This window comes from Pseudorhodoferax sp. Leaf274, from assembly GCF_001422445.1.
Classification (GTDB): Bacteria; Pseudomonadota; Gammaproteobacteria; order Burkholderiales; family Burkholderiaceae_C; genus Pseudorhodoferax.
Genome location: NZ_LMNA01000023.1, coordinates 322090 through 346204, shown reverse-complemented (window position 1 = coordinate 346204; position 24115 = coordinate 322090). Strand labels below are relative to the sequence as shown.

At 71.7% G+C, this 24115-nt stretch carries 25 protein-coding genes; 16 read left to right on the top strand and 9 right to left on the bottom strand.

Annotated elements, in window-relative coordinates:
* Positions 1–118 precede the first annotated feature (118 nt).
* The 11 genes from ASF44_RS18860 to trxC all read left to right on the top strand — a co-directional run bounded on the left by ASF44_RS18860 (position 119) and on the right by trxC (position 10632).
* Positions 119–790 carry an amino acid ABC transporter permease gene (locus tag ASF44_RS18860; protein WP_056900759.1) on the top strand — a complete coding sequence of 224 codons (672 nt, stop codon included), beginning with the start codon at positions 119–121 and terminating at the stop codon, positions 788–790.
* Positions 790–1443, top strand: a complete 654-nt coding sequence (locus ASF44_RS18855) for an amino acid ABC transporter permease (RefSeq protein WP_056900758.1) — start codon at positions 790–792, stop codon at positions 1441–1443. Before ASF44_RS18860 ends, ASF44_RS18855 begins: the two co-directional genes overlap by 1 nt.
* Positions 1444–1471: 28 nt before the next feature.
* Positions 1472–2248 carry a transporter substrate-binding domain-containing protein gene (locus ASF44_RS18850; RefSeq protein WP_056900757.1) on the top strand — a complete coding sequence of 259 codons (777 nt, stop codon included), beginning with the start codon at positions 1472–1474 and terminating at the stop codon, positions 2246–2248.
* A gap of 314 nt (positions 2249–2562) precedes the next feature.
* Positions 2563–3276 (top strand): amino acid ABC transporter ATP-binding protein, encoded by a 714-nt coding sequence (locus ASF44_RS18845; RefSeq protein WP_056900827.1) that lies wholly within the window; start codon positions 2563–2565, stop codon positions 3274–3276.
* Positions 3273–4226, top strand: coding sequence for a sugar kinase (locus ASF44_RS18840; RefSeq protein WP_056900756.1), 954 nt, complete (start codon positions 3273–3275; stop codon positions 4224–4226). The genes ASF44_RS18845 and ASF44_RS18840 overlap by 4 nt, the downstream gene beginning before the upstream one ends.
* Entirely contained in the window at positions 4223–5194 is a 972-nt protein-coding gene (locus ASF44_RS18835) for a D-glycerate dehydrogenase (protein WP_056900755.1), read from the top strand. Before ASF44_RS18840 ends, ASF44_RS18835 begins: the two co-directional genes overlap by 4 nt.
* Before the next feature lie 71 nt (positions 5195–5265).
* Positions 5266–6279 carry a LacI family DNA-binding transcriptional regulator gene (locus tag ASF44_RS18830; protein WP_056900754.1) on the top strand — a complete coding sequence of 338 codons (1014 nt, stop codon included), beginning with the start codon at positions 5266–5268 and terminating at the stop codon, positions 6277–6279.
* 44 nt (positions 6280–6323) lie between these two features.
* Entirely contained in the window at positions 6324–7367 is a 1044-nt protein-coding gene (locus ASF44_RS18825) for an NADP-dependent oxidoreductase (protein ID WP_056900753.1), read from the top strand.
* Between the two features lie 110 nt (positions 7368–7477).
* On the top strand, positions 7478–8458 hold the full coding sequence (locus tag ASF44_RS18820) for a tripartite tricarboxylate transporter substrate binding protein (RefSeq protein WP_056900752.1): 981 nt from the start codon (positions 7478–7480) through the stop codon (positions 8456–8458).
* Positions 8459–8583: 125 nt separating this feature from the next.
* A complete protein-coding gene (locus ASF44_RS18815; RefSeq protein WP_056900751.1) occupies positions 8584–10155 on the top strand; it encodes a diguanylate cyclase in 1572 nt (523 codons plus the stop codon).
* A gap of 30 nt (positions 10156–10185) precedes the next feature.
* Positions 10186–10632, top strand: a complete 447-nt coding sequence (gene trxC / locus ASF44_RS18810) for a thioredoxin TrxC (protein WP_056900750.1) — start codon at positions 10186–10188, stop codon at positions 10630–10632.
* A gap of 13 nt (positions 10633–10645) precedes the next feature.
* On the opposite strand, the gene ASF44_RS18805 is transcribed toward trxC, so the two are convergent.
* Together ASF44_RS18805 and ASF44_RS18800 are read right to left on the bottom strand one after the other, a co-directional pair.
* A complete protein-coding gene (locus tag ASF44_RS18805; RefSeq protein ID WP_056900749.1) occupies positions 10646–11308 on the bottom strand; it encodes an ion channel in 663 nt (220 codons plus the stop codon).
* A 28-nt stretch (positions 11309–11336) separates the two neighbouring features.
* The gene (locus tag ASF44_RS18800) at positions 11337–12545 is read right to left on the bottom strand and encodes an MFS transporter (protein WP_056900748.1); all 1209 of its coding nucleotides are present in this window, start codon (positions 12543–12545) and stop codon (positions 11337–11339) included.
* Positions 12546–12626: 81 nt separating this feature from the next.
* Here ASF44_RS18800 and ASF44_RS18795 point away from each other — a divergent pair, with 81 nt between their 5' ends.
* The 4 genes from ASF44_RS18795 to ASF44_RS18780 all read left to right on the top strand — a co-directional run bounded on the left by ASF44_RS18795 (position 12627) and on the right by ASF44_RS18780 (position 16269).
* Complete coding sequence (locus tag ASF44_RS18795; RefSeq protein ID WP_056900747.1) at positions 12627–13616, top strand: AraC family transcriptional regulator; 990 nt, start codon at positions 12627–12629, stop codon at positions 13614–13616.
* A 117-nt stretch (positions 13617–13733) separates the two neighbouring features.
* Complete coding sequence (locus tag ASF44_RS18790) at positions 13734–14357, top strand: hypothetical protein (protein WP_056900746.1); 624 nt, start codon at positions 13734–13736, stop codon at positions 14355–14357.
* Between the two features lie 132 nt (positions 14358–14489).
* Positions 14490–15167: a nitroreductase gene (locus tag ASF44_RS18785; protein WP_056900745.1), complete on the top strand. Its 678-nt coding sequence runs from the start codon at positions 14490–14492 to the stop codon at positions 15165–15167.
* A gap of 187 nt (positions 15168–15354) precedes the next feature.
* Positions 15355–16269 carry an alpha/beta hydrolase gene (locus ASF44_RS18780; RefSeq protein ID WP_082524885.1) on the top strand — a complete coding sequence of 305 codons (915 nt, stop codon included), beginning with the start codon at positions 15355–15357 and terminating at the stop codon, positions 16267–16269.
* On the opposite strand, the gene kynA is transcribed toward ASF44_RS18780, so the two are convergent.
* Genes kynA through kynB form a run of 3 tightly spaced genes read right to left on the bottom strand, consistent with a single transcriptional unit; the run spans position 16203 to position 19033 of the window.
* Positions 16203–17039 (bottom strand): tryptophan 2,3-dioxygenase, encoded by an 837-nt coding sequence (kynA, locus tag ASF44_RS18775; RefSeq protein WP_056900744.1) that lies wholly within the window; start codon positions 17037–17039, stop codon positions 16203–16205. The two genes, ASF44_RS18780 and kynA, sit on opposite strands and share 67 nt — an antisense overlap.
* Positions 17039–18388, bottom strand: a complete 1350-nt coding sequence (gene kynU / locus ASF44_RS18770; RefSeq protein WP_056900743.1) for a kynureninase — start codon at positions 18386–18388, stop codon at positions 17039–17041. Before kynU ends, kynA begins: the two co-directional genes overlap by 1 nt.
* 3 nt (positions 18389–18391) lie before the next feature.
* Positions 18392–19033, bottom strand: a complete 642-nt coding sequence (gene kynB / locus ASF44_RS18765) for an arylformamidase (protein ID WP_056900742.1) — start codon at positions 19031–19033, stop codon at positions 18392–18394.
* Between the two features lie 277 nt (positions 19034–19310).
* On the opposite strand from kynB, the gene ASF44_RS18760 reads away from it, so the two are divergent.
* Entirely contained in the window at positions 19311–19562 is a 252-nt protein-coding gene (locus ASF44_RS18760) for a hypothetical protein (protein WP_056900741.1), read from the top strand.
* Between the two features lie 4 nt (positions 19563–19566).
* Here ASF44_RS18760 and ASF44_RS18755 read toward each other — a convergent pair whose 3' ends face one another.
* From ASF44_RS18755 to ASF44_RS18740, 4 genes are read right to left on the bottom strand one after another with little or no spacing between them, the layout of a single operon-like run.
* The gene (locus tag ASF44_RS18755) at positions 19567–20955 is read right to left on the bottom strand and encodes an amidase (RefSeq protein ID WP_056900740.1); all 1389 of its coding nucleotides are present in this window, start codon (positions 20953–20955) and stop codon (positions 19567–19569) included.
* Positions 20952–21698 (bottom strand): aspartate/glutamate racemase family protein, encoded by a 747-nt coding sequence (locus ASF44_RS18750; RefSeq protein ID WP_056900739.1) that lies wholly within the window; start codon positions 21696–21698, stop codon positions 20952–20954. The genes ASF44_RS18755 and ASF44_RS18750 overlap by 4 nt, the downstream gene beginning before the upstream one ends.
* Positions 21695–22600, bottom strand: a complete 906-nt coding sequence (locus ASF44_RS18745; protein ID WP_056900738.1) for a polysaccharide deacetylase family protein — start codon at positions 22598–22600, stop codon at positions 21695–21697. Before ASF44_RS18745 ends, ASF44_RS18750 begins: the two co-directional genes overlap by 4 nt.
* Positions 22597–24105 carry an amidohydrolase family protein gene (locus ASF44_RS18740; protein WP_056900737.1) on the bottom strand — a complete coding sequence of 503 codons (1509 nt, stop codon included), beginning with the start codon at positions 24103–24105 and terminating at the stop codon, positions 22597–22599. The genes ASF44_RS18745 and ASF44_RS18740 overlap by 4 nt, the downstream gene beginning before the upstream one ends.
* Positions 24106–24115: the final 10 nt, after the last annotated feature.

Below are 24115 nucleotides of genomic sequence, written 5' to 3'. Positions count from 1 at the left end.
CCACGTCTGCCGCCACCCGTCCCCGAACGCAGCGCGCCGGCCAAGCGCGCCGCCGCATCGACCCGCATGCGCGTAAACCCTCATTCAAGATTCTGAAACCGGTTTCATACTCCGGTCCGTGAACTACCAATTCCAGTTCGACGCTGTTTTCAACGCCTGGCCGCTGCTGCTCAAGGGCACCTGGATCACCGTGCAGCTCTCGCTCACGGCCACCGTGCTGGGCCTGGTGGTGGCCGTGCTGTGCGCCTGGGGCAAGACCGGCGGGCCGGCCTGGCTGCGCTGGTTGATCCAGGCCTACATCGAGCTGATCCGCAACACGCCCTTCCTGGTGCAGTTGTTCTTCTTCTTTTTCGCGCTGCCGGTGTTCGGGTTGCGCTGGTCGCCCTACCAGGCCGCGCTGACGGCCATGGTCGTCAACCTGGGCGCCTACGCCACCGAGATCATCCGCGCCGGCATCGAGTCCATCCCCAAGGGCCAGATCGAGGCCGGCCGCGCGCTGAACCTCAAGGCCTGGGAGATCTTCCGCTTCGTGGTCCTCAAGCCCGCGCTCAAGGCCATCTACCCGGCGCTGACCAGCCAGTTCATCCTGCTGATGCTGACCTCGGCCGTGGTCTCGGTGATCTCGGCCGACGACCTCACCTCGGTGGCCGCCACGCTGCAATCGCAGACCTTCCGCAGCTTCGAGATCTACATCGTGGTGACGCTGATCTACCTGGGGCTGGCGTTGACGTTCGCGGGGCTGTTCAAGCTCGTGCACCGCCAGTTCCTCAATTACCCGGACAAACGGTGATGCGCACTTTTGGCTGGTCAGAATTCCTGTTCATCGTCGAGGCGGCGAAGTGGACGCTGGCGCTCTCCGCCATCGCCTTCGTCGGCGGCACGCTGCTCGGCCTCCTGGTCGCGCTGGCGCGCACCAGCGAACACCGCGGCGCGCAGTTCCTGGCCACCGGCTTCATCCAGGTGTTCCAGGGCACACCGCTGTTGCTGCAGCTGTTCCTGATCTTCTTCGGCTTTCCGGTGCTGGGGCTGGACATCAATCCCTGGGTGGCGGCCAGCATCGCGCTGACCTTGAACACCGCAGCCTTCCTGGCCGAGATCTGGCGCGGCTGTATCCAGGCCGTGCCCGGTGGCCAGCGCGAGGCGGCGCTGGCGCTGAACCTGTCGTACGTGAACCGCATGCGCGACGTGATCCTGCCGCAGGCCTTCAAGATCGCGCTGCCGCCCACCGTGGGCTACCTCGTGCAGGTGATCAAGGGCACCTCGCTGGCAGCCATCATCGGCTTCACCGAGATCACGCGCGCGGGCCAGATCATCAACAACGCCACCTTCCAGCCGCTGCATGTGTTCACCACGGTGGCCGCCGTCTACTTCGTGATCTGCTGGCCGCTGTCGCTGCTGGCCGCGCGCATGGAAAAGCGCCGCGCGGCTGCCCTCACGCGCTGATTCTTTCGACCCACCCGGAGACCTTGCCATGACCACCACCCGCCGCGCCGCCCTGGCGCTGACCCTGGCCGCCGCCTTTGCCTTGCCCGCCGCGGCCCAGACCGTCGCCGACATCAAGAAGAAGGGCGAGATCACCATCGGCATGCTGGTGGACTTCCCGCCCTACGGCACGACCAACGCGCAGAACCAGCCCGACGGCTACGACGCCGACGTGGCCCGGCTGCTGGCCAAGGACCTGGGCGTGAAGGCCAACATCGTGCCGGTCACCGGCCCGAACCGCATTCCGTTCCTGCTGACCAACAAGGTGGACGTGCTGGTGGCCTCGCTGGCCATCACGCCCGAGCGCGCCAAGCAGGTCGACTTCTCCACGCCCTACGCGGCCGCGACCATCGTGCTGTACGGCGCGGCCAAGGTGCAGCTCAAGGAAGCCGCCGACCTCAAGGGCAAGCGCGTGGGCGTGGCCCGCGCCAGCACGCAGGACGTGGCATTGACCGCCATCGCGCCCGAGGGCACCGAGATCCGCCGCTTCGACGACGACGCTTCGGCCATGCAGGCGCTGATGTCGGGCCAGGTCGACGCCATCGGCTGCTCGACCACGGTGGCCGCGCAGATCGCCAAGCGCGCACCCGCCGGCACCTACGAGAACAAGTTCAACCTGCGCCAGCAGGTCATGGGCGTGGCCATGCGCCCCGGCCAGGCCGAGCTCAAGAAGACGCTGGACGAGTTCGTCGAGCGCAACAAGAAGAACGGCGAGCTGAACAAGCTGTACCAGAAGTGGCTGGGGACGGACTTCCCGGCGCTGTGAGCTGGCTGTGCTTGCACGCGTGAAGGTGGTGCGGGACCGCGCCGACGGTGCACACCATCGTCGCGGTCTGGCAGCGTCGCTTCGCATTCGTCGGCACGGCGCGACTTGTCCAGGGTCGAGGGCACTGGGTGGCCCCTGCAGCGAAATAAAGGAGGAGCCTGGGCCGCCTGCGGCCCTGGCGGGGGACATTCGCGGAAGGGGCCACCCGGTGGCCTCGGCCCACGCACCCCGCAACACCGCCAGTCTCCTTCCAACATAGACGAGCCAACGTGAACACCAAGCAGCAACACACCCTCGGCGCCCCCATCATCGAGATGGCCGGCGTCAACAAGTGGTACGGCCAGTTCCAGGTGCTGACCGGCATCGACCTGTCGGTGCGTGCCGGCGAGCGCATCGTGGTCTGCGGCCCCTCGGGCTCGGGCAAGTCCACGCTGATCCGCTGCATCAACCGGCTCGAGACCGTGCAGCAGGGCAAGATCACCGTGGACGGCATCGAGCTGACCGCAGGCGGCAAGAACGTGGACCGCGTGCGGGCCGAGGTCGGCATGGTGTTCCAGCAGTTCAACCTGTTCCCGCACCTGACGATTCTGGAGAACTGCACGCTGGCGCCCATGCGCTCGCGCGGCATGACACAGCAGCAGGCCGAAGAGGTGGCCATGCAGTACCTCACGCGCGTGCGCATTCCCGAGCAGGCCAAGAAGTACCCGGCCCAGCTCTCGGGCGGCCAGCAGCAGCGCGTGGCCATTGCGCGCGCGCTGTGCATGGCGCCCAAGATCATGCTGTTCGACGAGCCGACCTCGGCCCTCGATCCCGAGATGGTCAAGGAGGTGCTGGACACCATGATCACGCTGGCCGAGGACGGCATGACCATGCTGTGCGTCACGCACGAGATGGGCTTCGCACGCAGCGTGGCCGACCGCGTGATCTTCATGGCCGAGGGCAGGATCATCGAGCAGGCACCGCCGCAGCAGTTCTTCGAGAACCCGCAGCACGAGAAGACCCGGCAATTCCTCGGGCAGATCCTATGAACGATTCCACCGCTTTCGACGTCGCCGTGTTCGGCGAAGCCATGATGCTGCTGGTCGCCGACCAGGCCGGCCCGCTGGAGGACTGCACCGGCTTCCTCAAACGCACGGCCGGCGCAGAAACGAACTTCGCCATCGGCCTCGCGCGCCTGGGCTTCAAGGTCGGCTGGGCGAGCCGGCTGGGGACCGACAGCATGGGCCGCTACCTGCTGCGCAGCATGCAGGCCGAAGGCATCGACTGCGGCCACGTGGTCTGCGATGCGAGCCAGAAAACCGGCTTCCAGTTCAAGGGCCGCGTGACGGACGGCAGCGACCCGCCGGTCGAATACCACCGCAAGGGCTCGGCCGCCAGCCAGATGGCGCCCGCCGACATCGACGAGGCCTGGCTGCGCAGCGCGCGCCATCTGCATGCCACGGGCGTGTTCCCGGCCATTTCTGCCACCACGCTGCCCACCGCCATCCGCAGCATGGAGATCGCGCGCGCCGCCGGCCGCACGGTGTCCTTCGACACCAACCTGCGGCCCATGCTGTGGCCCAGCCGTGAGGCCATGGTGCAGGCCATCAACGGCCTGGCCGCCCGCGCCGACTGGGTGCTGCCCGGCATCGAGGAAGGTGAGATCCTGACGGGCGAGACCGCGCCGGAACGCGTGGCGGCCTTCTACCGTGCGCAAGGCGCCAGGCTGGTCGTCGTGAAGCTCGGCGCCGACGGTGCCTACTACGACAGCGACGTGGCCGGCACCGGCCGCGCGCCGGGCTTCCCGGTCGAGCAGGTCGTCGACACCGTGGGCGCGGGCGACGGCTTTGCGGCCGGCGTGGTGAGTGCCCTGCTCGAAGGGCTCAGCGTGCCCGAGGCCGTGCGCCGCGGCGCGTGGATCGGCGCGCGCTGCGTGCAGGTGATCGGCGACACCGAAGGCCTGCCCACGCGGGCCCAGTTGCAGGAGGCTGGACTATGAACGTCGTCGTCTTCGGCGCGCTGCCGCCCGACCAGCTCGCGCGCCTGCAGGCCGTGCACCAGGTCACCGTCACCGAGCCCAAGCTGGATCCGGCTGCGTTCGAGGCCGCGCTGCCGCAGGCCGAGGGGCTCATCGGCGCCAGCTACACCATCACGCCGGCGCTGCTGGACAAGGCACCGCGCCTGCGCGTGGTCTCCAGCGTCTCGGTCGGCGTGGACAACTACCCGCTGGCCGCGCTGCAGCAGCGCGGCATCGTGCTGTGCCACACGCCCGGCGTGCTCGACGAGACCGTGGCCGACACCGTGTTCGGCCTGCTCATGGCCACCAGCCGCCGCGTGGTCGAGCTGGCCACGTGGATCCGCGAGGGCCGCTGGACGAAGAGCGTGGGCGAAGACCTGTACGGCTGGGACGTGCACCACAAGACACTGGGCCTCCTGGGCTTCGGCCGCATCGGCCAGGCCATCGCGCGGCGTGCCGCGCTGGGCTTCGGCATGCCCGTGCTTTACCACGCGCGCCGGCCGGTCGACCTGGCGGCGCAGGCGCCCGAACTCGTGGGCAAGGCCCAGCACACCCCGCTGGCCGAACTGCTGCCGCGCGCCGACTTCGTGGTCGCCATGCTGCCGCTGTCCGATGCCACGCGCGGCATGCTGAACGCCGAGCTGTTCGCGCAGATGAAGCCCGGCAGCATCTTCGTCAACGGCGGGCGCGGCGCCACCGTCGACGAGGCCGCGCTGCTGCACGCGCTGGACCACGGCCCGCTGCGCGCGGCCGGCCTGGACGTGTTCGCCAAGGAGCCCTTGCCAGCCGATTCGCCACTGCGCACGCACCCGCGCGTGACGCCGCTGCCGCACATCGGCTCGGCCACGGCCGAGACGCGCCACGCCATGGCCGCGCTGGCCGTGACCAACCTGCTGGCGGTGCTGGCCGGCCAGCAGCCGCCCGCGGCCTACGACACCCGCACGGCATGAGCGCAGCGCCGGGCCGCCGCAGGCCAGCCCGCGCGCCCTCCCGCGCAGCGGGGGAGCGTGGCGGTGAACCCATGAGCGCCGCCCGGCCGACCATCTCCGACGTGGCCGCCGCGGCCGGCGTCTCCAAGGCCACGGTCTCGCGCTTCTTCAACCACCGCGAACGCCTGCTGAGCCCGGACATCGCCGCGCGCGTGCAGGCCGCCATCGACCAGCTCGGCTACGCGCCCAGCCCCATGGCCCAGGCGTTGAGCCGCGGCCGCTCGCGCCTGATCGGCCTGGTCGTGGCCGACATCGCCAACCCCTACTCCGTGGCCGTGCTGCGCGGTGCAGAGCGGGCCTGCCGCGATGCCGGCTACCTCGTGATGCTGTTCAACCTGGGCAACGAGCCGGGCCGCGAACGCGAGGCGATCGAGGCGCTGGCCGGCTACCAGGTGGATGGCTTCATCCTCAACACGCTGGGCCGCGGCCACAGCGTGCCCGATGCCGTGGCCGCGCAGGGCAAGCCCGTGGTGCTGATCGACCGGCGCCATACCGGCATGCTGGCCGACTTCGTGGCGCTGGACAACGCCGGCGCCATGGCCCAGCTCTGCGCCCACCTGCAGGCCGGCGGCTGGCAGGAGCTGCTGTACGTGACCGAGCCCGTGGCCGGCGTCAGCACCCGGCGCGAGCGCACGGCGGCCTTCGGCGGCTGCCTGCAGCCCCCGGTGGCCGGCAACGTGTTCGAGAGCGCCGAGGGGGCCGACGCCGCGCTGGTGGCCGCCCTGGTGGCGCTGCGCCAACGCGCCGGCAAGCGGCGGCGCCCCGCCGTGGTGGCCGGCAACGCGGTGGTCACGCTGCGCGTGGCACATGCCGTGCGCCAGCTCGGCTGGCAGTTCGGCACCGACCTGGGCTTCGCCGGGTTCGACGATCCCGACTGGGCATCGCTGATCGGCCCGGGCCTCACCTGCATCGCCCAGCCCACCGACGCCATCGGCGAAGGCGCGGCGCGCTGCCTGATCGAGCGGCTGCAGGGCCACGACGGGCCGGCGCGGCGGGTGTTGCTTGAGGGACAGCTGGTGGCGCGGGGATCGTCCGCACCGGGCTGAAGCCGCGCTAGCATGCCGCGCCATCCAACCCCGGAGACAAGCGCATGACCACTCCCCTCGTCAACCACCAGGTCCGCCTGGCCAAACGCCCCGAGACCACCGCCACGCGCGAGCACTGGCGCTTCACCTCGGAGGCCGTGGCCGACCCGGCCGAAGGCGGCGTGCTGGTCCAGACCCTGTCGCTCTCGCTGGACCCGGCCATGCGCGGCTGGCTCAACGATGCCAAGAGCTACATCCCGCCGGTGGCCATCGGCGAGGTGATGCGCGCCGGCGGCGTCGGCCGCGTCATCGCCTCGCAGAACCCGGCCTTCGCGGTGGGCGACACGGTCTACGGCACGCTGGGCGTGCAGGCGTACGTGCTGCTGCCGCAGGACGCGATCCGGCGCGCCGGCCTGGTGAAGATCGACCTGCGCCTGGGCACGGTGGGCCAGTGGCTCAACGTGCTGGGCATGCCGGGCATGACGGGCTACTTCGGCCTGCTGGACATCGGCCAGCCGCAACCGGGCCAGACGGTGGTGGTCTCGGCCGCGGCGGGGGCGGTCGGCCAGACCGTGGGCCAGCTCGCGAAGATCAAGGGCTGCCGCGCGGTCGGCATCGCGGGCGGCCAGGCCAAGTGCGACTGGGTGGTGCGTGAACTGGGCTTCGACGCCTGCATCGACTACAAGGCCGGCCCCAGCGCGGTGCGCGAAGGCCTCAAGCAGCACTGCCCGCAGGGCGTGGACGTGTACTTCGACAACGTGGGCGGCGACATCCTCGACCAGGTGCTGGCCAGGCTGGCACGCAAGGCCCGCGTGATCGTCTGCGGCGCCATCAGCCAGTACAACAACGCCAACAGCATGCCCGGCGCCGGCCCGCGCAACTACCTGAGCCTGCTGGTCAACCGCGCGCGCATGGAGGGCATGGTGGTGTTCGACTACGTCGACCGCTTCCCGCAGGCCATCGCCGAACTGGCCGGCTACCTGCAGGACGGCCGCATGCAGAGCAAGGAGGACGTGGTGCAAGGCCTGGACCAGTTCCCCGAGACGCTGAACAAGCTGTTCGCGGGCGGCAACTTCGGCAAGCTGGTGCTGCAGGTGGCAGCGGACTGAAACCTTCAACCATGCGAATTTTTCGCATGCGACGTTGCTGATGCTGTGATGGACGGCAATGCAGGCGAATCCTAGGATGCGCCCATCCCCACCCCCTTGGAGTTGCCGCCATGACCATCCAACGCCGCCTTTCCCTGCTGGCCTGCCTGCTCGGCATGCTGGCCCCTGCCCTGCCGGCCGCGGCCCAGGGCAAGTACCCCGACCACCCCGTCAAGCTCATGGTGGCGCTGCCGGCCGGCGGCGGCGTGGACATGATCGCGCGCCTGGTCGGGCAGAAGCTGGCCGCGCTGAACGGGCAGCCCTACGTGGTCGACAACCGGGCCGGCGCCTCGGGCCGCATCGGGCTGCCGCTGGTGGCCAAGGCCGCGCCGGACGGCTACACGCTGATGGCCTCGCCGGCCTCGTTCCTGACGACCAACAAGCACATCTTCAAGGAGATGCCCTACGACGCCGAGACCGACTTCGCGCCCATCACCAAGCTGGCCAACCAGTCCATGGTGCTGGTGGTCAAGGACCGGCAGAAGTTCGCCAGTGCCGGCGCGGTGCTGGCGGCCGCCCGGGCCAAGCCCGAGGCCGTGAACTATGCCTCGTCCGGCGACGGCAGCCCGCAGCACCTGGCCGCGCTGATGTTCGAGACGCGCATGAAGGTGCGCATGGTGCACATCCCCTACAAGGGCGGCGCGCTGGCCATCAACGACCTGCTGGGCGGCAACGTGGACATGCTGTTCGCGCCCCTGCCCGAGGCCCTGCCCCACATCAAGGCCGGCAAGCTCACTGCGCTGGCCATCATGAGCGAGCAACGCTCGCCACTGATCGCCGACGTGCCCACCATGCGCGAGGCCGGCATCGACAACATGGTGTTCCAGACCTGGATCGGCATGCTGGCCCCGGCCCGCACGCCGCGCCCGCTGATCGACCAGCTGAACCAGCAGATCCGCGGCATCCTGGACAGCGACGACGTGAAGGCCCAGCTGCGCGAGGCGGGCATGGACGTGGCACCGACCACGCCCGAGCAGTTCGCCAAGACGATCTCGGACGAGAGCCGGCTGCACGCCGAACTGGTCAAGGCGTCGGGACTGGTGCCGCAATGAACCCGAAGTGGACCGCCGTTCGCCAGCGGCGGTCCACTTCGCGGTATACCGCTCTGGTACATTGACCGGGCAGGTTCTCTGGAGGTCCATTTCGGGCCGTGCGGCCTGCAGGAAGGTGCCGCGCGATGTTGCGACCGCAAGCCGTGCCCCTGGCCGCGGGGGTCCCGCCCGGAGCGGCGCCGCACGCGCACCCCACGCTGCGCCAGCACGCCGCCGTCTTCCTGGTCTATCTGGTGTCCGGCTGGCTGGGCATCCGGTACGGCACCATCGCCGGCACGTCGCTGAGCATGCTGTGGCTGCCCTCGGGCATCAGCCTGGCGGCCTGCGTGCGCTACGGCGTGGGCATCTGGCCGGCGCTGTGGCTCGGCTCCTTCGCCACCAACACGCCGTTCCTGCTCGGCGGGCCTGCCGAGGCATCGGTCGCCCGCGCGGTGCTGGTCGGCATGGGCACGGCCACCATCAACACCACGGTCCAGGCGCTGTACGCCCATGCGCTGTACCGGCGCTTCATCGCCGACGGCAACATCCAGTCGGCACGCAACATCGTCAACTTCCTGTTCAAGGTGGCGCTGGCGCCCAGCGCGGCCAACATGCTGCTGCTCACGCTGCTGTTCGGCCTGGCGGGCTATGTCGACCTGGGCAACGTGCCGCTGGCGTTGTCGGTCTGCATCGCGGGGGCCATGGCCGACTACCACGGCTACTTCGTCGCCGGGCTGTTCGGCATCACCTGGATGAGCCAGGCCACACGCCCGTCCTGGCGCCCCCGCTGGCGCACCGTGGCGCTGCCGCTCAGCGCGGTGCTGGTGCTGCTGGTGGCCGTCACCGTGTTCTGGCACCGCGCCGCCATCCACCTGGTCACCATGCTGGGCGTGCTGGCCGCGCTGTACTCCGGCCTGCGCGCAGCGACGGGCTTCGTGCTGTGCGCCTCGCTGGCCCTGACGATCGCCACCGCCCAGCACGTGGGCCCGTTCGCGCTGAGCGACGACGTGGGATCGCTGATCGCGCTGCTGATGTTCGTGATCGGCCTGGGCGTGCCGGTCTACCTGCTCGCGGCCCACCGCTACGAGCTGATGCGCTCCAAGCAGGAGCTGGAAGACAAGGTGGCCGAGCGCACCAGCGAGCTGCGCGCCGCCAACCAGCGGCTGGAGGTGCTGTCCAACAGCGACGGCCTGACCGGGCTGGCCAACCGACGCCACTTCGACACGGTGCTGGAGCGCGAGTGGCGCCGCGCCGCGCGCGACGGCGCGAGCCTGGCGATCGGCATGGTCGATGTGGACTGGTTCAAGCGCTACAACGACCACCACGGCCACGCCGCCGGCGACGCCTGCCTGCGCGCCGTGGCACAGCTGCTGGCGGCCCAGCTGGCGCGCGCCGGCGACCTGGTGGCCCGCTACGGCGGCGAGGAGTTCGTCTTCGTGCTGCCGGGCACGACCGCCGAAGAGGCGCTGGCGCTGGCGCACAGGATCGGCGCGGCGCTGCGGCACGAGGCCCTGCCGCACGGCGATTCGCCGCTGGGCATCGTCAGCGCCAGCATCGGCGTGGCCGCCTGCGTGCCCGACATCCGGCAGGACGCCACGGCGCTGGTGCAGGCGGCCGACGCCGCGATGTACCGCGCCAAGGAACAGGGCCGCGACCAGGCCGTACCGGCCCTGCCATCTGCTGTCCCGTCCGCCGGCACGCCCGTGCTGGCGGCTTGAAATCCGGCGCGGCGCCCCGCAGTTCAGCCCATGACCACCCCGCTGCTGATCGTCTGCCCGCACTGCCACACCACCAACCGCGTCGCCTCGGCCGACCTGGCCCACGCGCCCGACTGCGGCAGGTGCCACCAGCCGCTGTTCACGGGCCGCCCGCTGGCACTTGACGGCGCCAGCTTCGACCGGCACATCGGCCGCAGCGACATCCCGGTGCTGGTGGACTTCTGGGCGCCCTGGTGCGGGCCCTGCCGGCAGATGGCGCCGGCCTTCGAGCAGGCCGCGGCCCAGCTGCAGCCGCATGTGCGGCTTGCCAAGCTGGACACCGAGGCCGAGCCCGCGCTGGGCGCGCGCTTCGCGATCCGCAGCATCCCCACGCTGGCGCTGTTCCGCGGCGGGCGCGAAATCGCGCGGCAGGCGGGTGCCATGGGCACGGCCGACATCGTGCGCTGGACGCAGGCGCAGCTGGCCCGGGTGGGCTGATGTCCGGCCGGCGTCAGCGCCGCTGCAGCGTGAGCCCGATCAGCCGCGACACCACCGCCGCCAGGTAGATCACGCCGGTGAACATCTCCAGGCTGGCCATGGCGCGTGCCAGCGGCCGGACCGGGATCACGTCGCCGATGCCGGTGGACGACAGCAGCGCGAAGCTCAGGAACAGCAGCTCGGTCCAGCTGCGCGGCGCCTGCGGATCGACCGCCGCCAGGAAGCTGGCGGGCTGCAGCGCCTGCAGCACCACGAACACATGGGCGAAGGCCCAGGCCAGCAAGGTGAAGGTGGCGCCCGCGGCGAACAGCTCGTCGGTGGTGGCGCGCATGTCGCCGAGCATGTAGGCGATGAGGCTGCCCACGGCGTAGAAGTAGAACAGCGCCTCCAGCGCCGCCGACCACGGCAGCAGCCAGCGCATGTCCCACACCGCCTGCAGCACCAGCAGGGCGATGGCCGGCAGCGCGATGCACACGCTGATCCAGGTCAGCCCCGGCGTGCTGCGCACCATGCGCGTGGTCATGGTCAGCACGACGATGCCGAAGGCCCCCAACGCCAGGGGCCCGGCCCGGGTGCCTTCCAGCAGCGGGTACAGCACCAGGCCGGCCAGTTGCACCACCAGCAGGATGGCAGAGGGGTGCCGCCGGGTCAGCACGAGAAAACGCAAGGGGCCCATGCGCCGCATTCTCGGCGCAGCGCCGGGCTCAGGACTGCGCCGGCCGCGGCCCGTGGCGCCACACCAGCAGCGCACCCAGCGAGACCGAGCCCAGCGCGAACAGCGGCCCGCCGTGCGCGCCCACGTGGTCCACCAGCAGGCCGCCACCGATGGCGCCGCTTGCGATGGCGACCTGGAAGGCCGCCACCAGCAGCCCGCCTGCGCCCTCGGCCTGGTCGGGCGCGGCCCGCACGATCCAGGTCTGGAAGCCCACCGGGAACGCACCGAACGCAAAGCCCCAGAGCACCACGGCCACGGCCGTGACGGCGGCCGAGGAGGCCCCCAGCAGCAGCACGCCGGCCAGCACCGCCACCAGGCTGCCGCCGGCCACGATGGCGCGGCGCTCGCTGCGTTCGGCGATGGCGCCGCCCACCAGGTTGCCGAAGAAGCCGCCGATGCCATAGCCCAGCAGCACGCCCGTGATCGCGCCCACGGACAGGTGCGTCACGTTCTCCATGAGCGGCCGGATGTACGTGAAGCCAGCGAAATGGCCCGAGATCACGAGCAGCACGGCCAGCAGCGCCACGCGCACATCGGGCCGCGTGAGCAGTTCGGCCAGCACCCGCAGATCGGGCCGGCCCTGCGGCGGCAGCGCGGGCAGCGTGGCCAGCTGGAACGCCAGCGTGACCAGGCTCACGGCGCCAGCGGCCCAGAAGGCGCTGCGCCAGCCCCACATCTCGCCCATCCAGGCCCCGATGGGCGCGGCGCAGACGGTGGCCACCGACACGCCGGTCAGGATGAGCGCCATCGCACGCGCGAAGCGGTCGGCCGGCACCAGCCGCAGCGCCAGCGCGCCCGACATCGACCAGAAGCCGCCCAGCGCCACGCCCAGCAGCACCCGCGCCACCAGCAGCGCCGGCAGGCTGTCGGCCGCCACGGCAAGCCCGTTGGACACCACCAGCAACACCGTCAACGCCAGCATCACGCTGCGGCGGTCGAGGCTGCGCGTGAGCAGCGGCAGGCTGGGCGCGGCCACGGCCGCGACGAGCGCGGTGGCCGTCACGGTCTGGCCGGCCGTGCCCTCGCTGACACGCAGGTCGGCCGCCATGGCGGTGAGCAGGCTGGCGGGCAGGAATTCGGCGGTGACGAGGCCGAACACGCCCAACGCCAGCGCGGCGACAGCCGGCCAGTGCGCGTGCGCGGGCGCCGGCGCGGCGCCGGCGTTGGGAGGGCAGGTGGTGCAGGAGGCGGAAGACACAGAGGGTAAACCCGAAGGCGAAGCAGCGGAGTGCGCAGCTTAGGCCTAACATCCAGGCGTTTGAATGCCGGAAACGCCGAAATGCTTGACCAATACTCCAGCCATTCTTCCGATCCGGTGGCCGATCTGCCCGCGATCCACCCCGACCGCCGCGACACGCTCACGCGCATCCTGCTGGGCATGCGGCTGGACGGCGTGGAGTACGGCCGCTGCCTTCTGCGCGCGCCCTGGGCCTTGCGATTTCCGGCCCAGCGCGACGCGCGCTTCCATTTCGTCGCCAGCGGTGGCGCCTGGCTGCGCCTGCCCGGCAGCGACTGGGTGCGGCTGGACCCCGGCGACGCCGTGCTGCTGCCACGCGGCAGCGCGCACGAACTGGCCAGCGCACCCGACCTGCCGACCACCGACATCGCCGCGCTGGCGCGCGTGCCCGTGTCCGAGCAGGTCTACCTCGTGCGCGACGGCGCGGCAGACGCCGGCGACGCCCCCGCCGACCTGCTGTTCTGCGGCAGCATGCGCTTCAACCTGGACCCGCTGCACCCGCTCATGGCGCTGATGCCGGACCTCATGCGCGCCGGCGAACTCGCGCTGCGCGACCCCGGCGTGCCGGCCCTGCTGGACGCCATGGAGCGCGAGGTGGCGCTGGACCGCATCGGCAGCTGCGGCATCCTCGCGCGGCTGGCCGACGTGCTGGCCGCCAGCATCATCCGCGCCTGGGTGGAATGCGCCTGCGGCGATGCCACGGGCTGGCTGGCGGCCGTGCACTGCCCGCAGATCGGCAAGGTGCTGGCCGCCATCCACGCCGAGCCCGGGCGCGACTGGAGCGTGCCCGCGCTGGCCGAGCTCATGGGCGCCTCGCGCTCGCGCTTCGCCGAGGCCTTCACCAGGACCGTGGGCGAAAGCCCGGCGCGCTACGTGGCCAAGGTCAAGATGTTCCAGGCCCGGCACTGGATCGCACAGGAAGGCATGCGCGTGGCCGTGGCCGCCAGCCGGCTGGGCTACGACTCCGAGGCCTCGTTCAGCCGCGCGTTCAAGCGCGTGATCGGGCAGCCGCCCAGCGCCGTGCGGGCCTGAGCCTGGCCGGCCATCCCATGGACGCGGGATGGCCCGCAAGCCGCGCAGCCCGGAGACTGCGGTGTGCGCCCGCATCCTGCCGCGGGACTTCGCCACACCGGCGGCAAGGGAGCAAGCATGAACGCAAGGATCCAGGGGCGCCTGCGCGCCCGGCTGCGCGGGATCGGCCTGGGCGTGGCGCTGTGGTGCTGCGCAGTGCTGCCCGCGGCCGCCCTGGTGGTCTCGGCCGGCACGCCGCTGGCCACGGCGCCGTCCTATCTCGGCACCGCGCTGGGCGCAGGCCAGTTCCCGGCGCCGGAGCAGGCCACGGGCACCGTGGACCTGCAGGACGGGCGCTTCGACCTGCGCGACGGCGACCAGGTGGTGCAACGCATCGGCGGCCCGTTCGACCAAGGCGTCCACGGCGCGGCCTTCAACAGCGCGCAGCCCGACCGGGCCTTGCGCCCGGCGGTCGGCTTCAGCTTCAGCTTCAGCTTCCCAGGCTTCATCGACCACGTGGCCGGCTTCTTCTCCGGCGGCGTGCAAGGCGATGGCGTGCTGGCCCGTGTGGCCTTCGAATACCTGGCCAACCACGCCGGCCTGGACCCGGACCTGTCCGTCGACACCCCGGAACCGGCAACGGCGTGGCTGCTGGCCGGCGCGCTGGCCGCCCTGCTGTCGCTGCGGCCCCATGTGCGTGCACCCGGGCTGCTGGCGGCCAGGCTGGAGACCACCTCGTCGCCCCCACGCCAACGCGCCTGAGCGAACGCCGCGCGCCCGCATGTCGCGCAAGTGATCGCAGGCCCCTGGCGGCCTGCGCATGATCGCCCGCGCTGCCGCCCAGCCCCCCCCCCCGGGCCGGCAGCGACCCACGGCAACGACAGGGAGACATGCATGGACTTCGACCAGGTGGTGCAGCAGCGCCGCAGCATCCGCGGCTACCAGGACAGGCCGGTGCCCCAGGCGCTCATCCGCGAGGTGCTGGCCCTCGCGATGCGCGCGCCGACCTCGCTCAACACCCAGCCCTGGAACTTCCACGTGGTCACGGGCGCGGTGCTGGACCGCATCCGCGCCGGCAACGTGGAACGCAACCTGGCCGGCGTGCCGCATTCGCGCGAGTTCCGCATGGGCCCCGACTACGCGGGCGCGCACCGCGAACGCCAGATCGGCATTGCCAAGCAGCTGTTCGCGGCCATGGGCATCGCGCGCGAGGACAAGGCGGCGCGCCAGGACTGGGTGCTGCGCGGCTTCCGGCAGTTCGACGCACCCGTCTCCATCGTCGTGACCTACGACCGCGCCATCCACGGCAGCGACATCGCGCCGTTCGACTGCGGCGGCGTGGTCAACGCCATCGTCAACGCTGCGTGGTCGCGCGGGCTGGGCTGCGTGATCAACAGCCAGGGCATCATGCAATCGCCCGTGGTGCGGGCCGAGGCCGGCATCCCCGACGACCAGGTGATCCAGACCTGCATCGCGATGGGCTGGCCCGACGAGAGCTTTCCGGCCAACGCCGTGGTGTCGCAGCGCAAGTCGGTGGACGAGGCGGCACGCTTCGTCGGCTTCGAAGATTGAGGCGCCGGCGCGGCGCCCCGGCGCGGGGCCGGCCGCAGTGATCCGATCGGGCGGCCGCGGCGTACTGCAGGCTCACACCACTGCCGGATCCAGCCTCTTGCCCGCTCCGCCCGCTCAACCCGCTCTGCACGCCCTCCTCGCCCCGTTCCGCCCGCTCGCCCTCGTGGCCGTGCTCGCAGCGCTCGCAATGCTGGCGGGCTGTTCCGGCACGGGGGCGCTCAATGCGCTGTCGGCCACCGGCACCTACACGCTGCAGCAGGGGGTGGCCTATGGCAGCGGGCCCCGCCAGCGCCTGGACATCTACACGCCCACCAGCGCGCCGCCCGCGGCGGGCTGGCCGATGGTGGTGTTCTTCTACGGCGGCTCCTGGAACACGGGCGCGCGCGGCGACTACCGTTTCCTGGGCCAGGCGCTGGCCGCGCAGGGCGTGCTGACGCTGATCGCCGACTACCGGCTGTACCCCGAAGTGCGCTATCCGGCCTTCCTGCAGGACAGCGCGCAGGCCCTGGCCTATGGCCTGGACCAGGCCCGCAGCCTGGGCGCCGACCCCGGCCGCGTGTTCGTGATGGGCCACAGCGCGGGCGGCTACAACGCAGCGATGCTGGCGCTGGACGCGCGCTGGCTGCAGGCCAGCGGCCACCGCCCGCAAGAGCTGGCCGGCTGGATCGGCCTGGCCGGACCCTACGACTTCTTCCCGACCGACAACCCGGACGTGCGGCCGGTGTTCTTCCACCCGGATTACCCGCCGCGGGCGCAGCCCATCGACTTCGCCCCGGCCGATGCGCCGCGCACCTTCCTGGGCGCGGCCAGCGAGGACACGCTCGTGAGCCCCCAGCGCAGCACCCTGCAGCTGGCGCGCAAGCTGCAGGCTGCCGGCGTGCCGGTGACGCTGCGCCTGTACGACCGCGTGAACCACGCGACGCTGGTCGGCGCCGTGGCCTGGCCGCTGCGCTGGCTGGCGCCGGTGCTGGCGGATGTGCGCGCCTTCATCGGCGCGCCGCCAACCGGCAAGCCGCTGGACGCGCAACCGCGCGCTCAGAGCGCCGTGCGCACCGACCAGATCTCCGGGAACAGCACCACGTCCAGCATCTTGCGCAGGTAGCTCACGCCGCCGGTGCCGCCGGTGCCGCGCTTGAAGCCGATCACGCGCTCCACGGTGGTCACGTGGCGAAAGCGCCAGAGCCGGAACGCGTCCTCGATGTCGGTCAGCTTCTCGCCGAGCTGGTACAGGTCCCAGTGCGCGTGCGGGTCGCGGTACACCGTGGCCCAGGCGGCCTCGACCGCGGGGCTGGCTTCGTAGGGCTGGGTCCAGTCGCGCTGCAGGTACCCGGCCGGGATGGCCAGCCCCGCGCGCGCGAGCAGGCGCAGCGCTTCGTCGTAGAGCGATGGCGCGCGGTACGCGGCGTCCACCTCGGCCAGCAGGTCGGGCCGGTGCGCGTGCGGCTTGAGCATGGCCGCGTTCTTGTTGCCCAGCGCGAACTCGATGCACCGGTACTGCGCGCTCTGGAAGCCGCTGGACGAGGCCAGGTAGGGCCGCATGGCGCTGTACTCGGGGGGTGTCATGGTCGAGAGCACCGTCCAGGCGCTGACCAGTTGCTCCATGATGCGTGTGACGCGCGCCAGCATCTTGAACGCATCGGCGCGCTGGTCGCTGGCCACCGCGCGGATGGCGGCGCGCAGCTCGTGCAGCATGAGCTTCATCCACAGCTCGCTGGTCTGGTGCTGCACGATGAACAGCATCTCGTCGTGCGCTGGCGACAGCGGGTGCTGCGCGTTCAGGATCTCGTCCAGGTGCAGGTAGTCGCCATAGCTCATGGACTGGCTGAAGTCCAGCTGGGCCTTTTCGTCGTGGACGATCTTTTCCGAAGTCATCACGTCACCGCGTGCCTGGCGTTGAACTCGGGGCGGCGCCACTCTTCGGTGACCAGGACGTCGCGCAGATGTTCGACGGAATTCCAGACGTCTTCGAAGCCCAGGTACAGCGGCGTGAAGCCGAAGCGCAGGATGTCGGGCAAACCTGCACCCCCGGGCCCCGGCAAGCCGGGTCCGTCCCCCGAGGGGAGACCGGCGGCTTGGGGGCGGCCCGGCGCCGCCTGGCTGTCGCCAGCGCGGTAGTCGCCGATCACGCCGCGTGCGATCAGGGCTTGCACGATGGCGTAGGCGCCTTCCGTCCTGGACAGGCAGACCTGCGAGCCGCGTGCTGCGTGGTCCCGTGGCGTCACCAGTTCCAGGCCGTGGCCGGCGCAACGTTCTTCGACCAGCGCGATGAACTGGTCCGTCAGCGCCAGCGACTTGCTGCGCAGCGCTGCCATGCCGCCCAGCGGCTCGGCGGCCAGCACCGTGTCCAGCCCGCACTCCAGGCCCGTCAGGCTCAGGATGGGTTGCGTGCCGCACAGGTAGCGCGCGATGCCGGGCGCGGGCTGGTAGTCGGGGGTGAACGCGAACGGCGCCGCGTGCCCCCACCAGCCCGACAGCGGCTGCCAGAAGCGCTGCGCGTGGCGCGGGTGCACCCACACGAAGGCCGGCGCACCGGGCCCGCCGTTGAGGTACTTGTAGCCGCAGCCCACCGCGAAGTCGGCGCCGCCGCCGTTCAGGTCCACCGGCACGGCGCCCGCGCTGTGCGCGAGGTCCCACACCGCCAGCGCGCCGGCTGCGTGGGCTGCGGCGCTGACGGCCGCCATGTCGTGCATGGCGCCGGTGCGGTAGTTCACGTGCGTGAGCATGAGCACGGCGGTGTCGGGCAGCACCGCGGCGATCTGGCCCGGCTCGTCCACCAGCTGCAGCGTGTAGCCGCGTTCGCGGCACAGGCCCTCGGCGATGTACAGGTCGGTGGGAAAGTTGCTGCGCTCGCTGACGACCAGGCGGCGCTGCGGCGCATCCTCGCCCGCGATCTTGAGCGCGGCGCTGAGCACCTTGAACAGGTTGACCGAGGTCGAATCGGTGCAGACCAGTTCGCCGGGCTGCGCACCCACCAGCCGTGCGAGCCGGTCGCCCAGGCGCTGCGGCAGGTCGAACCAGCCCGATGCGTTCCAGGCGCGGATCAGCTGCGTGCCCCACTCCTCGGTCACGGCGGCGGCGATGCGCGCAGGCGCGGCGGCCGGCATCACGCCGAGCGAGTTGCCGTCCAGGTAGATCACGCCCGGGGGAATCGTGAACAGGTCGCGCAATGCGCGCAGCGGGTCCGCGGCATCGCGTGCGCGGCAGTCTTGCAGGGTCGTCATGGTTCAGTTCCGGAGTTCGCGCAGCACGGCGCGCACGGGGGAGGCATCGGCCGTCGTGAGCTTGAGCGGCAGCGCGATGAGTTCGTAGTCGCCCTCGGGCACGTCGTCGAGCACGAGGTTCTCGAGCACGCGCATGCCGTGGCGGCGGATGGTCTGGTGGCTGTCCAGCGTCTTGCTGTCGGCCGGGTCGATGCTGGCCGTGTCGATGCCGATCAGCCGCACGCCCAGCGCCGCGAGGCGCTCGACGGTGTCGGGCGCGTAGGCCGCGAGCTGCGGGTCCCAGCGGTCCTGCGGCATCGTGGTGTAGGTGCGCACCAGCAGGCGCGGCGGCAGGCCTTCCAGTGCATGCGCCAGGTGCGCCCATGTGACCAGCGGCCCGCAGCCGATGGCATGCACCACGCGGCACGGGCCCAGGTAGGGCGCGAGGTCCACGGCGCCGATGGGCGCGCCGGCAGGGTCGTAGTGCAGCGGTGCGTCGGCATGCGCGCCCACGTGCGGCGACAGCGTCAGCTCGCCGACGTTGACGGGGCAGCCCGGGCCGATGCTGGCGGCCCAGCGCTGGCGGTAAGGGGTGTCGCCCGGGAACACCGGCGTGCCCGCGTGCACGGGCGGCGAGATGTCCCACAGGCGTGGTTCGGTAGACATGGGCGCGAAGGTAGCGCCATGCGGGGGGGCGTGGTGTCGGTTATTTCCAACACAGGGCCAGCAGCCCTGGACCGTGGTCACCGTCCCGCGGCCGACTGCGGCTTGGCCGGCCGGCCGAGCGGAATGCCGCCGCTGCCCGGCCGACGGCCGGCGCGGCACGCCGGCCGATCCGGGCTTCCTCCTACCGCGGCTGGTCACCGCCGGCTGACAGCCCGCCGCGGGCACCGTGTCTACCGTGTGCCTGTGACCACCAGGGTTCACGCCACCGGAGACATCGATGACGCAGACCGACCCCAGCCCCAACCTCCAGGGCCAGCCCGACAAGCCGCAGGCGGGTGCCATCAACCCGGCCAGCGCCCAGGGCAGGCAAGGCGAGAGCCAGCCGAGCATGACGCAGGTCGACACCACCAAGACCGCCGGCGCCACCGCCACGCAGATGGACCCGCAAGGACGTGCGCTGGGCGTGGATGGACGGCAGGCCGAGCCGGACGACCAACCGGACACAACGCCCAGCGAGTCGCAGCCCTAGCGGCCTACGCCCCCAGCGCCTCGATCTGCCCTGCGCACTGCAGCACGCGCGGATCCTCGAAGCGCGGCCCCACCACCTGCAGCCCCACCGGCAGGCCGCGCACGCTGCCGGCCGGCACCGAGCACGCCGGCACCCCGCAGTAGTTGAACAGCGGCGTGAACGCGGCGTGACCACGTGGCCCGGCAGGCTTGCCGCCGATCTGCGGCGGGCCGAGCTGTGCCAACGGCCAGGCCGTGACCGGGGAGGTCGGGCACAACAGCAGGTCGTAGCGCGCGAAGAAAGCCGACAGGCAGGCGATGAGTTTCTCCTTCAGACGCAGCGCGCGCGCCACCTGCGCGGGCGTGACCTCTGCACCCGCCTCGATCTGCGCCACCAGCACCGGGTCGATGCGCTCGCGCGCATCGGCCAGGCGCGCGCCATACAGCGCGTGCAGGCCGGCCTGCTGCAGCACCAGCAGCGGGTATTCGCGCGCCTCGGGCGGCCAGGGCGGGTCGGCATCGTCGATCTGCCAGCCGGCCGCGCGCAGCGCGTCCACACGCTGCTGCAAGGCTTGCAGCACATCGGCGTCCACCGCGAAGCCGCAGCCCAGCTGCGGGCTCCAGGCCACGCGCAGACCGGCGATGGGCTGCTGCAGGCCCGCCGAAGCCTCCAGCCCCACGGCGATCGGCACGCCGGCCGGATCGGCCGCGTCGTAGGCCAGCAGGTGGTCGTAGAGCCAGGCGCAGTCGTCCACGCTGCGCGCGAGTTGGCCGATCACCGACAGGCCGAAGTTCGGTTCTGCAAAGCCCCAGGGGTGCGGGATGAGCCCGTTGCTGGGCTTGAAGCCCACCAGGCCGCAGTGCGCGGCCGGCCGGCGCGTGGAACCGCCCGCATCGGTGCCCAACGCCAGCAGGCCCAGGCCCGCGGCCAGCGCCGACACGGCGCCGCCCGAGGAGCCGCCCGGCGTCAGCGAAGCGTCCAGCGGATGGCGCGTGGCGCCGTACAGCAGGTTGCTGGTCACGCCCTTGCAGGCGAACTCCGAGCAGTTGGTGATGCCCAGCACCACCGCACCCAACGCACGCAGCCGCGCCACGGCCCATGCGTCGCGCGGGGCCACGAAGTCTTCGAACAGGCGCGAGCCCTGGGCAATGCGCCGGCCCTCGACCCACAGGTTGTCCTTGACCGTGAACGGCACGCCGGCCATGGGCAGGTGCTCGCCGGCCGCCAGCCGGGCATCGACCGCCGCGGCCTCGGCCAGCACGGCCTGGGCGTCGAACTGCACGATGGCGTTGAGCGCAGGGTTCAGGCGCTCCACACGCTCGATGAAGTGGCGTGCCACGTCCAACGCGCTGAGCGCGCCGGCATTGACCTGCCCGGCCAGCGCGCGTGCGCTGAGTGCGTGCAGTTCGGTCATGTCGGCCTCGCGAACAGCTGCGCCAGCGCTGGCGACACGCCCTGCACGGCGCGCCCACCCGTGGGGCTGACGCTGCCCACCCGGGCGCGCGGCAGCCGCAGGCCCACCATGGCCTGCGCCAGCGCCACGGCACAGCCCACGCCGTCGAGCAGCGGCACGGGCAGCTGCGGCTGCAGCACCTCGGCCATCGACGCCATGGCCGCGCCGGCCAGCAGCACGGCCTCGGCGCCGTCGCGTTCGACCAGGGTGCGGGCGGCGGCCAGCACGGCGTCTTGCGCGGCCTGCGGCGCACCGACCATCTGCTGCGGCGTGAGCGTGATGGTCTCGATGCCGGCCAGGCGGTCAGCGAGCCCGTAGGACTGCACGAGTTCGCGGTACAGCGGCCCCATGCGCGCGCCGTTGGTCAACAGGCCGATGCGCGTGGCCACCGTGGCGCCGCACAGCAGGCCGGCCTCGGTCATGCCGATCACGGGGATGTCGAGCAGCTCGCGGCAGGCCCACAGTGCGGTGTCCAGCGACACGCCCAGCACCACGGCGTCGCAGCCTGGCGCGTGCTGCGCCACGAGGTCGAGCACGCCGTGCTGCGCCAGCGCGTTCTCGGCACGCGAGCCGATCACGGCAGGGCCGAAGCTGCCGGTCACGGCCACCAGTTCGGTGCCCGGCGCCGCGCGGGCGCGCGCGGCGGCCAGCACCGCGTCGGTCACGGCCTGGGTCAGGTTCGGGTTGACCAGCAGCAGCTTCATGTTGCGCTCCCCGGCGGCGGCACGTTCGCGAGCCAGTGCCGCGCGATCTGCTCGCGCGTGGCGCACCAGGCGCCGCCCCGCTGGGCGATGTGGCGCGTCAGCTGGCGCAGGCCCTCGATGCGGCCCGGCCGGCCGATGATGCGCGTGTGCAGGCCGATGGACAGCATGCGCGGCGTCTCGCGCGACTCGGCCAGCAGCGCGTCGAAGGCATCGATGGCGTAGTCGGCGAAGTCGCTGCCGCGCACGTAGGCGTGGCTGTCGAAGAAGCGCATGTCGTTGGTGTCGAAGGCGTAGGGCAGCACCAGGTGCGGGCGGCCGGCCACGGCCGTGTAGTAGGGCAGATCGTCGTTGTAGGCGTCGCTGTCGTAGAGGAAGCCGCCCTGCTCCACCAGCAGGCGCCGCGTGTTCACCGAGGCCGACGACTTCGTGTGCCAGCCCACGGGCGCGCGGCCGTGCAGGCGGCGGATGCTGTCCACGCAGCGCGCGATCACGGCGCGTTCGTCGGCCTCGTCCATGCCGGCGTGCGACTCCCAGCGCCAGCCGTGGCAGCAGACCTCGAAGCCCTGCTCGGCCGCGTCGCTGGCGATCCAGGGCGTGGCCTCCAATGCGCGGGCACAGGCGTTCAGGGTCAGCGGGATGCCGGCTTCCATCAGGTGCCGCGTGATGCGCCAGTAGCCCACGCGCGCGCCGTACTCGAACTGGCTTTCCATGCACAGGTCGGGCGCGCCCACCACCTCGTGGTTGACCTCGTGGTGGCTTTCGTTGCGCGCGTCGCCTGCGCTCAGCGCAAGCTCGGCGCCCTCTTCCACGTTGAGCACGAACGAGACGGCCAGGCCTGCACCGCCGGGCCAGCGCAGCTGGGGGTAGTTCCAGCGGTAGCCGGAGAAGTCGCGCCCGCTCATGCCAGCCTCGCCGCGCAGGTGTCGGGCGCGATGGCCGTCGCCAGCCCCTCGCGGTGGATGCCCTCCAGCGCAGCGACCACCGGCCCCATCTCGGCCTCGGCCTTGGCGTACTGCGGCGCCAGGTGCGCAAACTCGCGTTCGATCTCGCGCAGCAGACCGGCCTCGTCCACCGCGCGCAGCGCGCCGCCCGCCACCACGACCTCGCCGTCGACCATGGAGAAGCCCAGGCCCGCGCCGCGCTCGGCATAGACCAGCTGGCGCACCGGATCGTTGAAGGGCGTGAACGTGACGCTGTCGGTGCGGTAGCCCACCAGATCGGCGATGGCCCCCACGCGCAGCGACCCCAGTTGCTCGCCGAAGCCCAGCGCGCGCCCGCCTGCCAGCGTGCCGGCGTGCAGCGCCTCGTGCGCCGACAGCCAGCGCCGGTGGTCGTCGCCGCGCAGCTTGGAGACGGCCGCCGCGCTGCCCAGCACGTTGAGCATGTTCACGGTGACGGTGGAACACGAGCCGTCCGACCCCAGGCTCACGTTGACGCCGGCGTCCAGCAGTTCGCGCACGGGCTGCACGCCCGAGCCCAGCAGCAGGTTGCTCCACGGGTTGTGCTGGGCCGTGGCGCCCGTGCGCGCCAGTGCCGCGATCTCGCGCGGGTTCAGCCACACGGCGTGGATCAGGCTGGTGGCGGGCTTGAGGAAGCCGATGCGGTCCAGGTACTCGACCATGGGGCAGCCGTAGAACAGCTGGCCCGTGACGACCTGCAGCCGCGTTTCCTGCACGTGCGTGATGACGGGCAGCGCCAGCTCGTCGGCCAGGGCGCGCACCTCGCGCAGGAAGGGCTCGGTGCAGCGCTGCGGCGCCGACGCCGACACCAGCACGCCCACGCGGCGCGATTGCGGATGCCGCTCGCGCGCCAGCCCGCGCACCAGCGCCAACTGTTCGGCGCCGGCAGGCCGCGGTGCGGCGCGCAATTCGGCGACCAGCGCGGTTGGTACGTGGGCCGCGAGGAACGGGAAGTTGTCGACGATGGGCTTGTCCATCATCGCGAAGCCCAGCAGCGCGCGGATGCCCACGTCGTCGTAGGCCTGCAGCACGGCGGCGATGCGTTCGCGGTCGATGGCGCCGCCCAGCGCCATGTCGTCCACGATGGTGGTGGCGCCCGTGCGCAGCGATTCGATCGCCCCGACCATGGTGCGCAGGTAGACCTGGCGCGGCGTGAGCGGCACGGGCGTGCGCGTGCGCACCAGCTGCATCCACAGTTCCAGCGGCAGGTTCTCGGTGCGACCGCGCTGGAAGTGCTCGTGCGAATGCTGGTGGCCGTTGACGAGGCCCGGCACCAGCAGGTGGTCGGTCAGGTCGATGATCTGCTCGGCCTGGCCCAGCGTGCCGGCCGGCGCGATGGCGGCGATACGGCCGCCCTCGACCAGCAGGTCCTGCGGGCCGTCCGACAGCGCCAGCGCGTCGCCCAGCAGCACGCGCGCATTGCGCAACAGGGTGCGTTTCTTGCTCATGGTTTGGCCC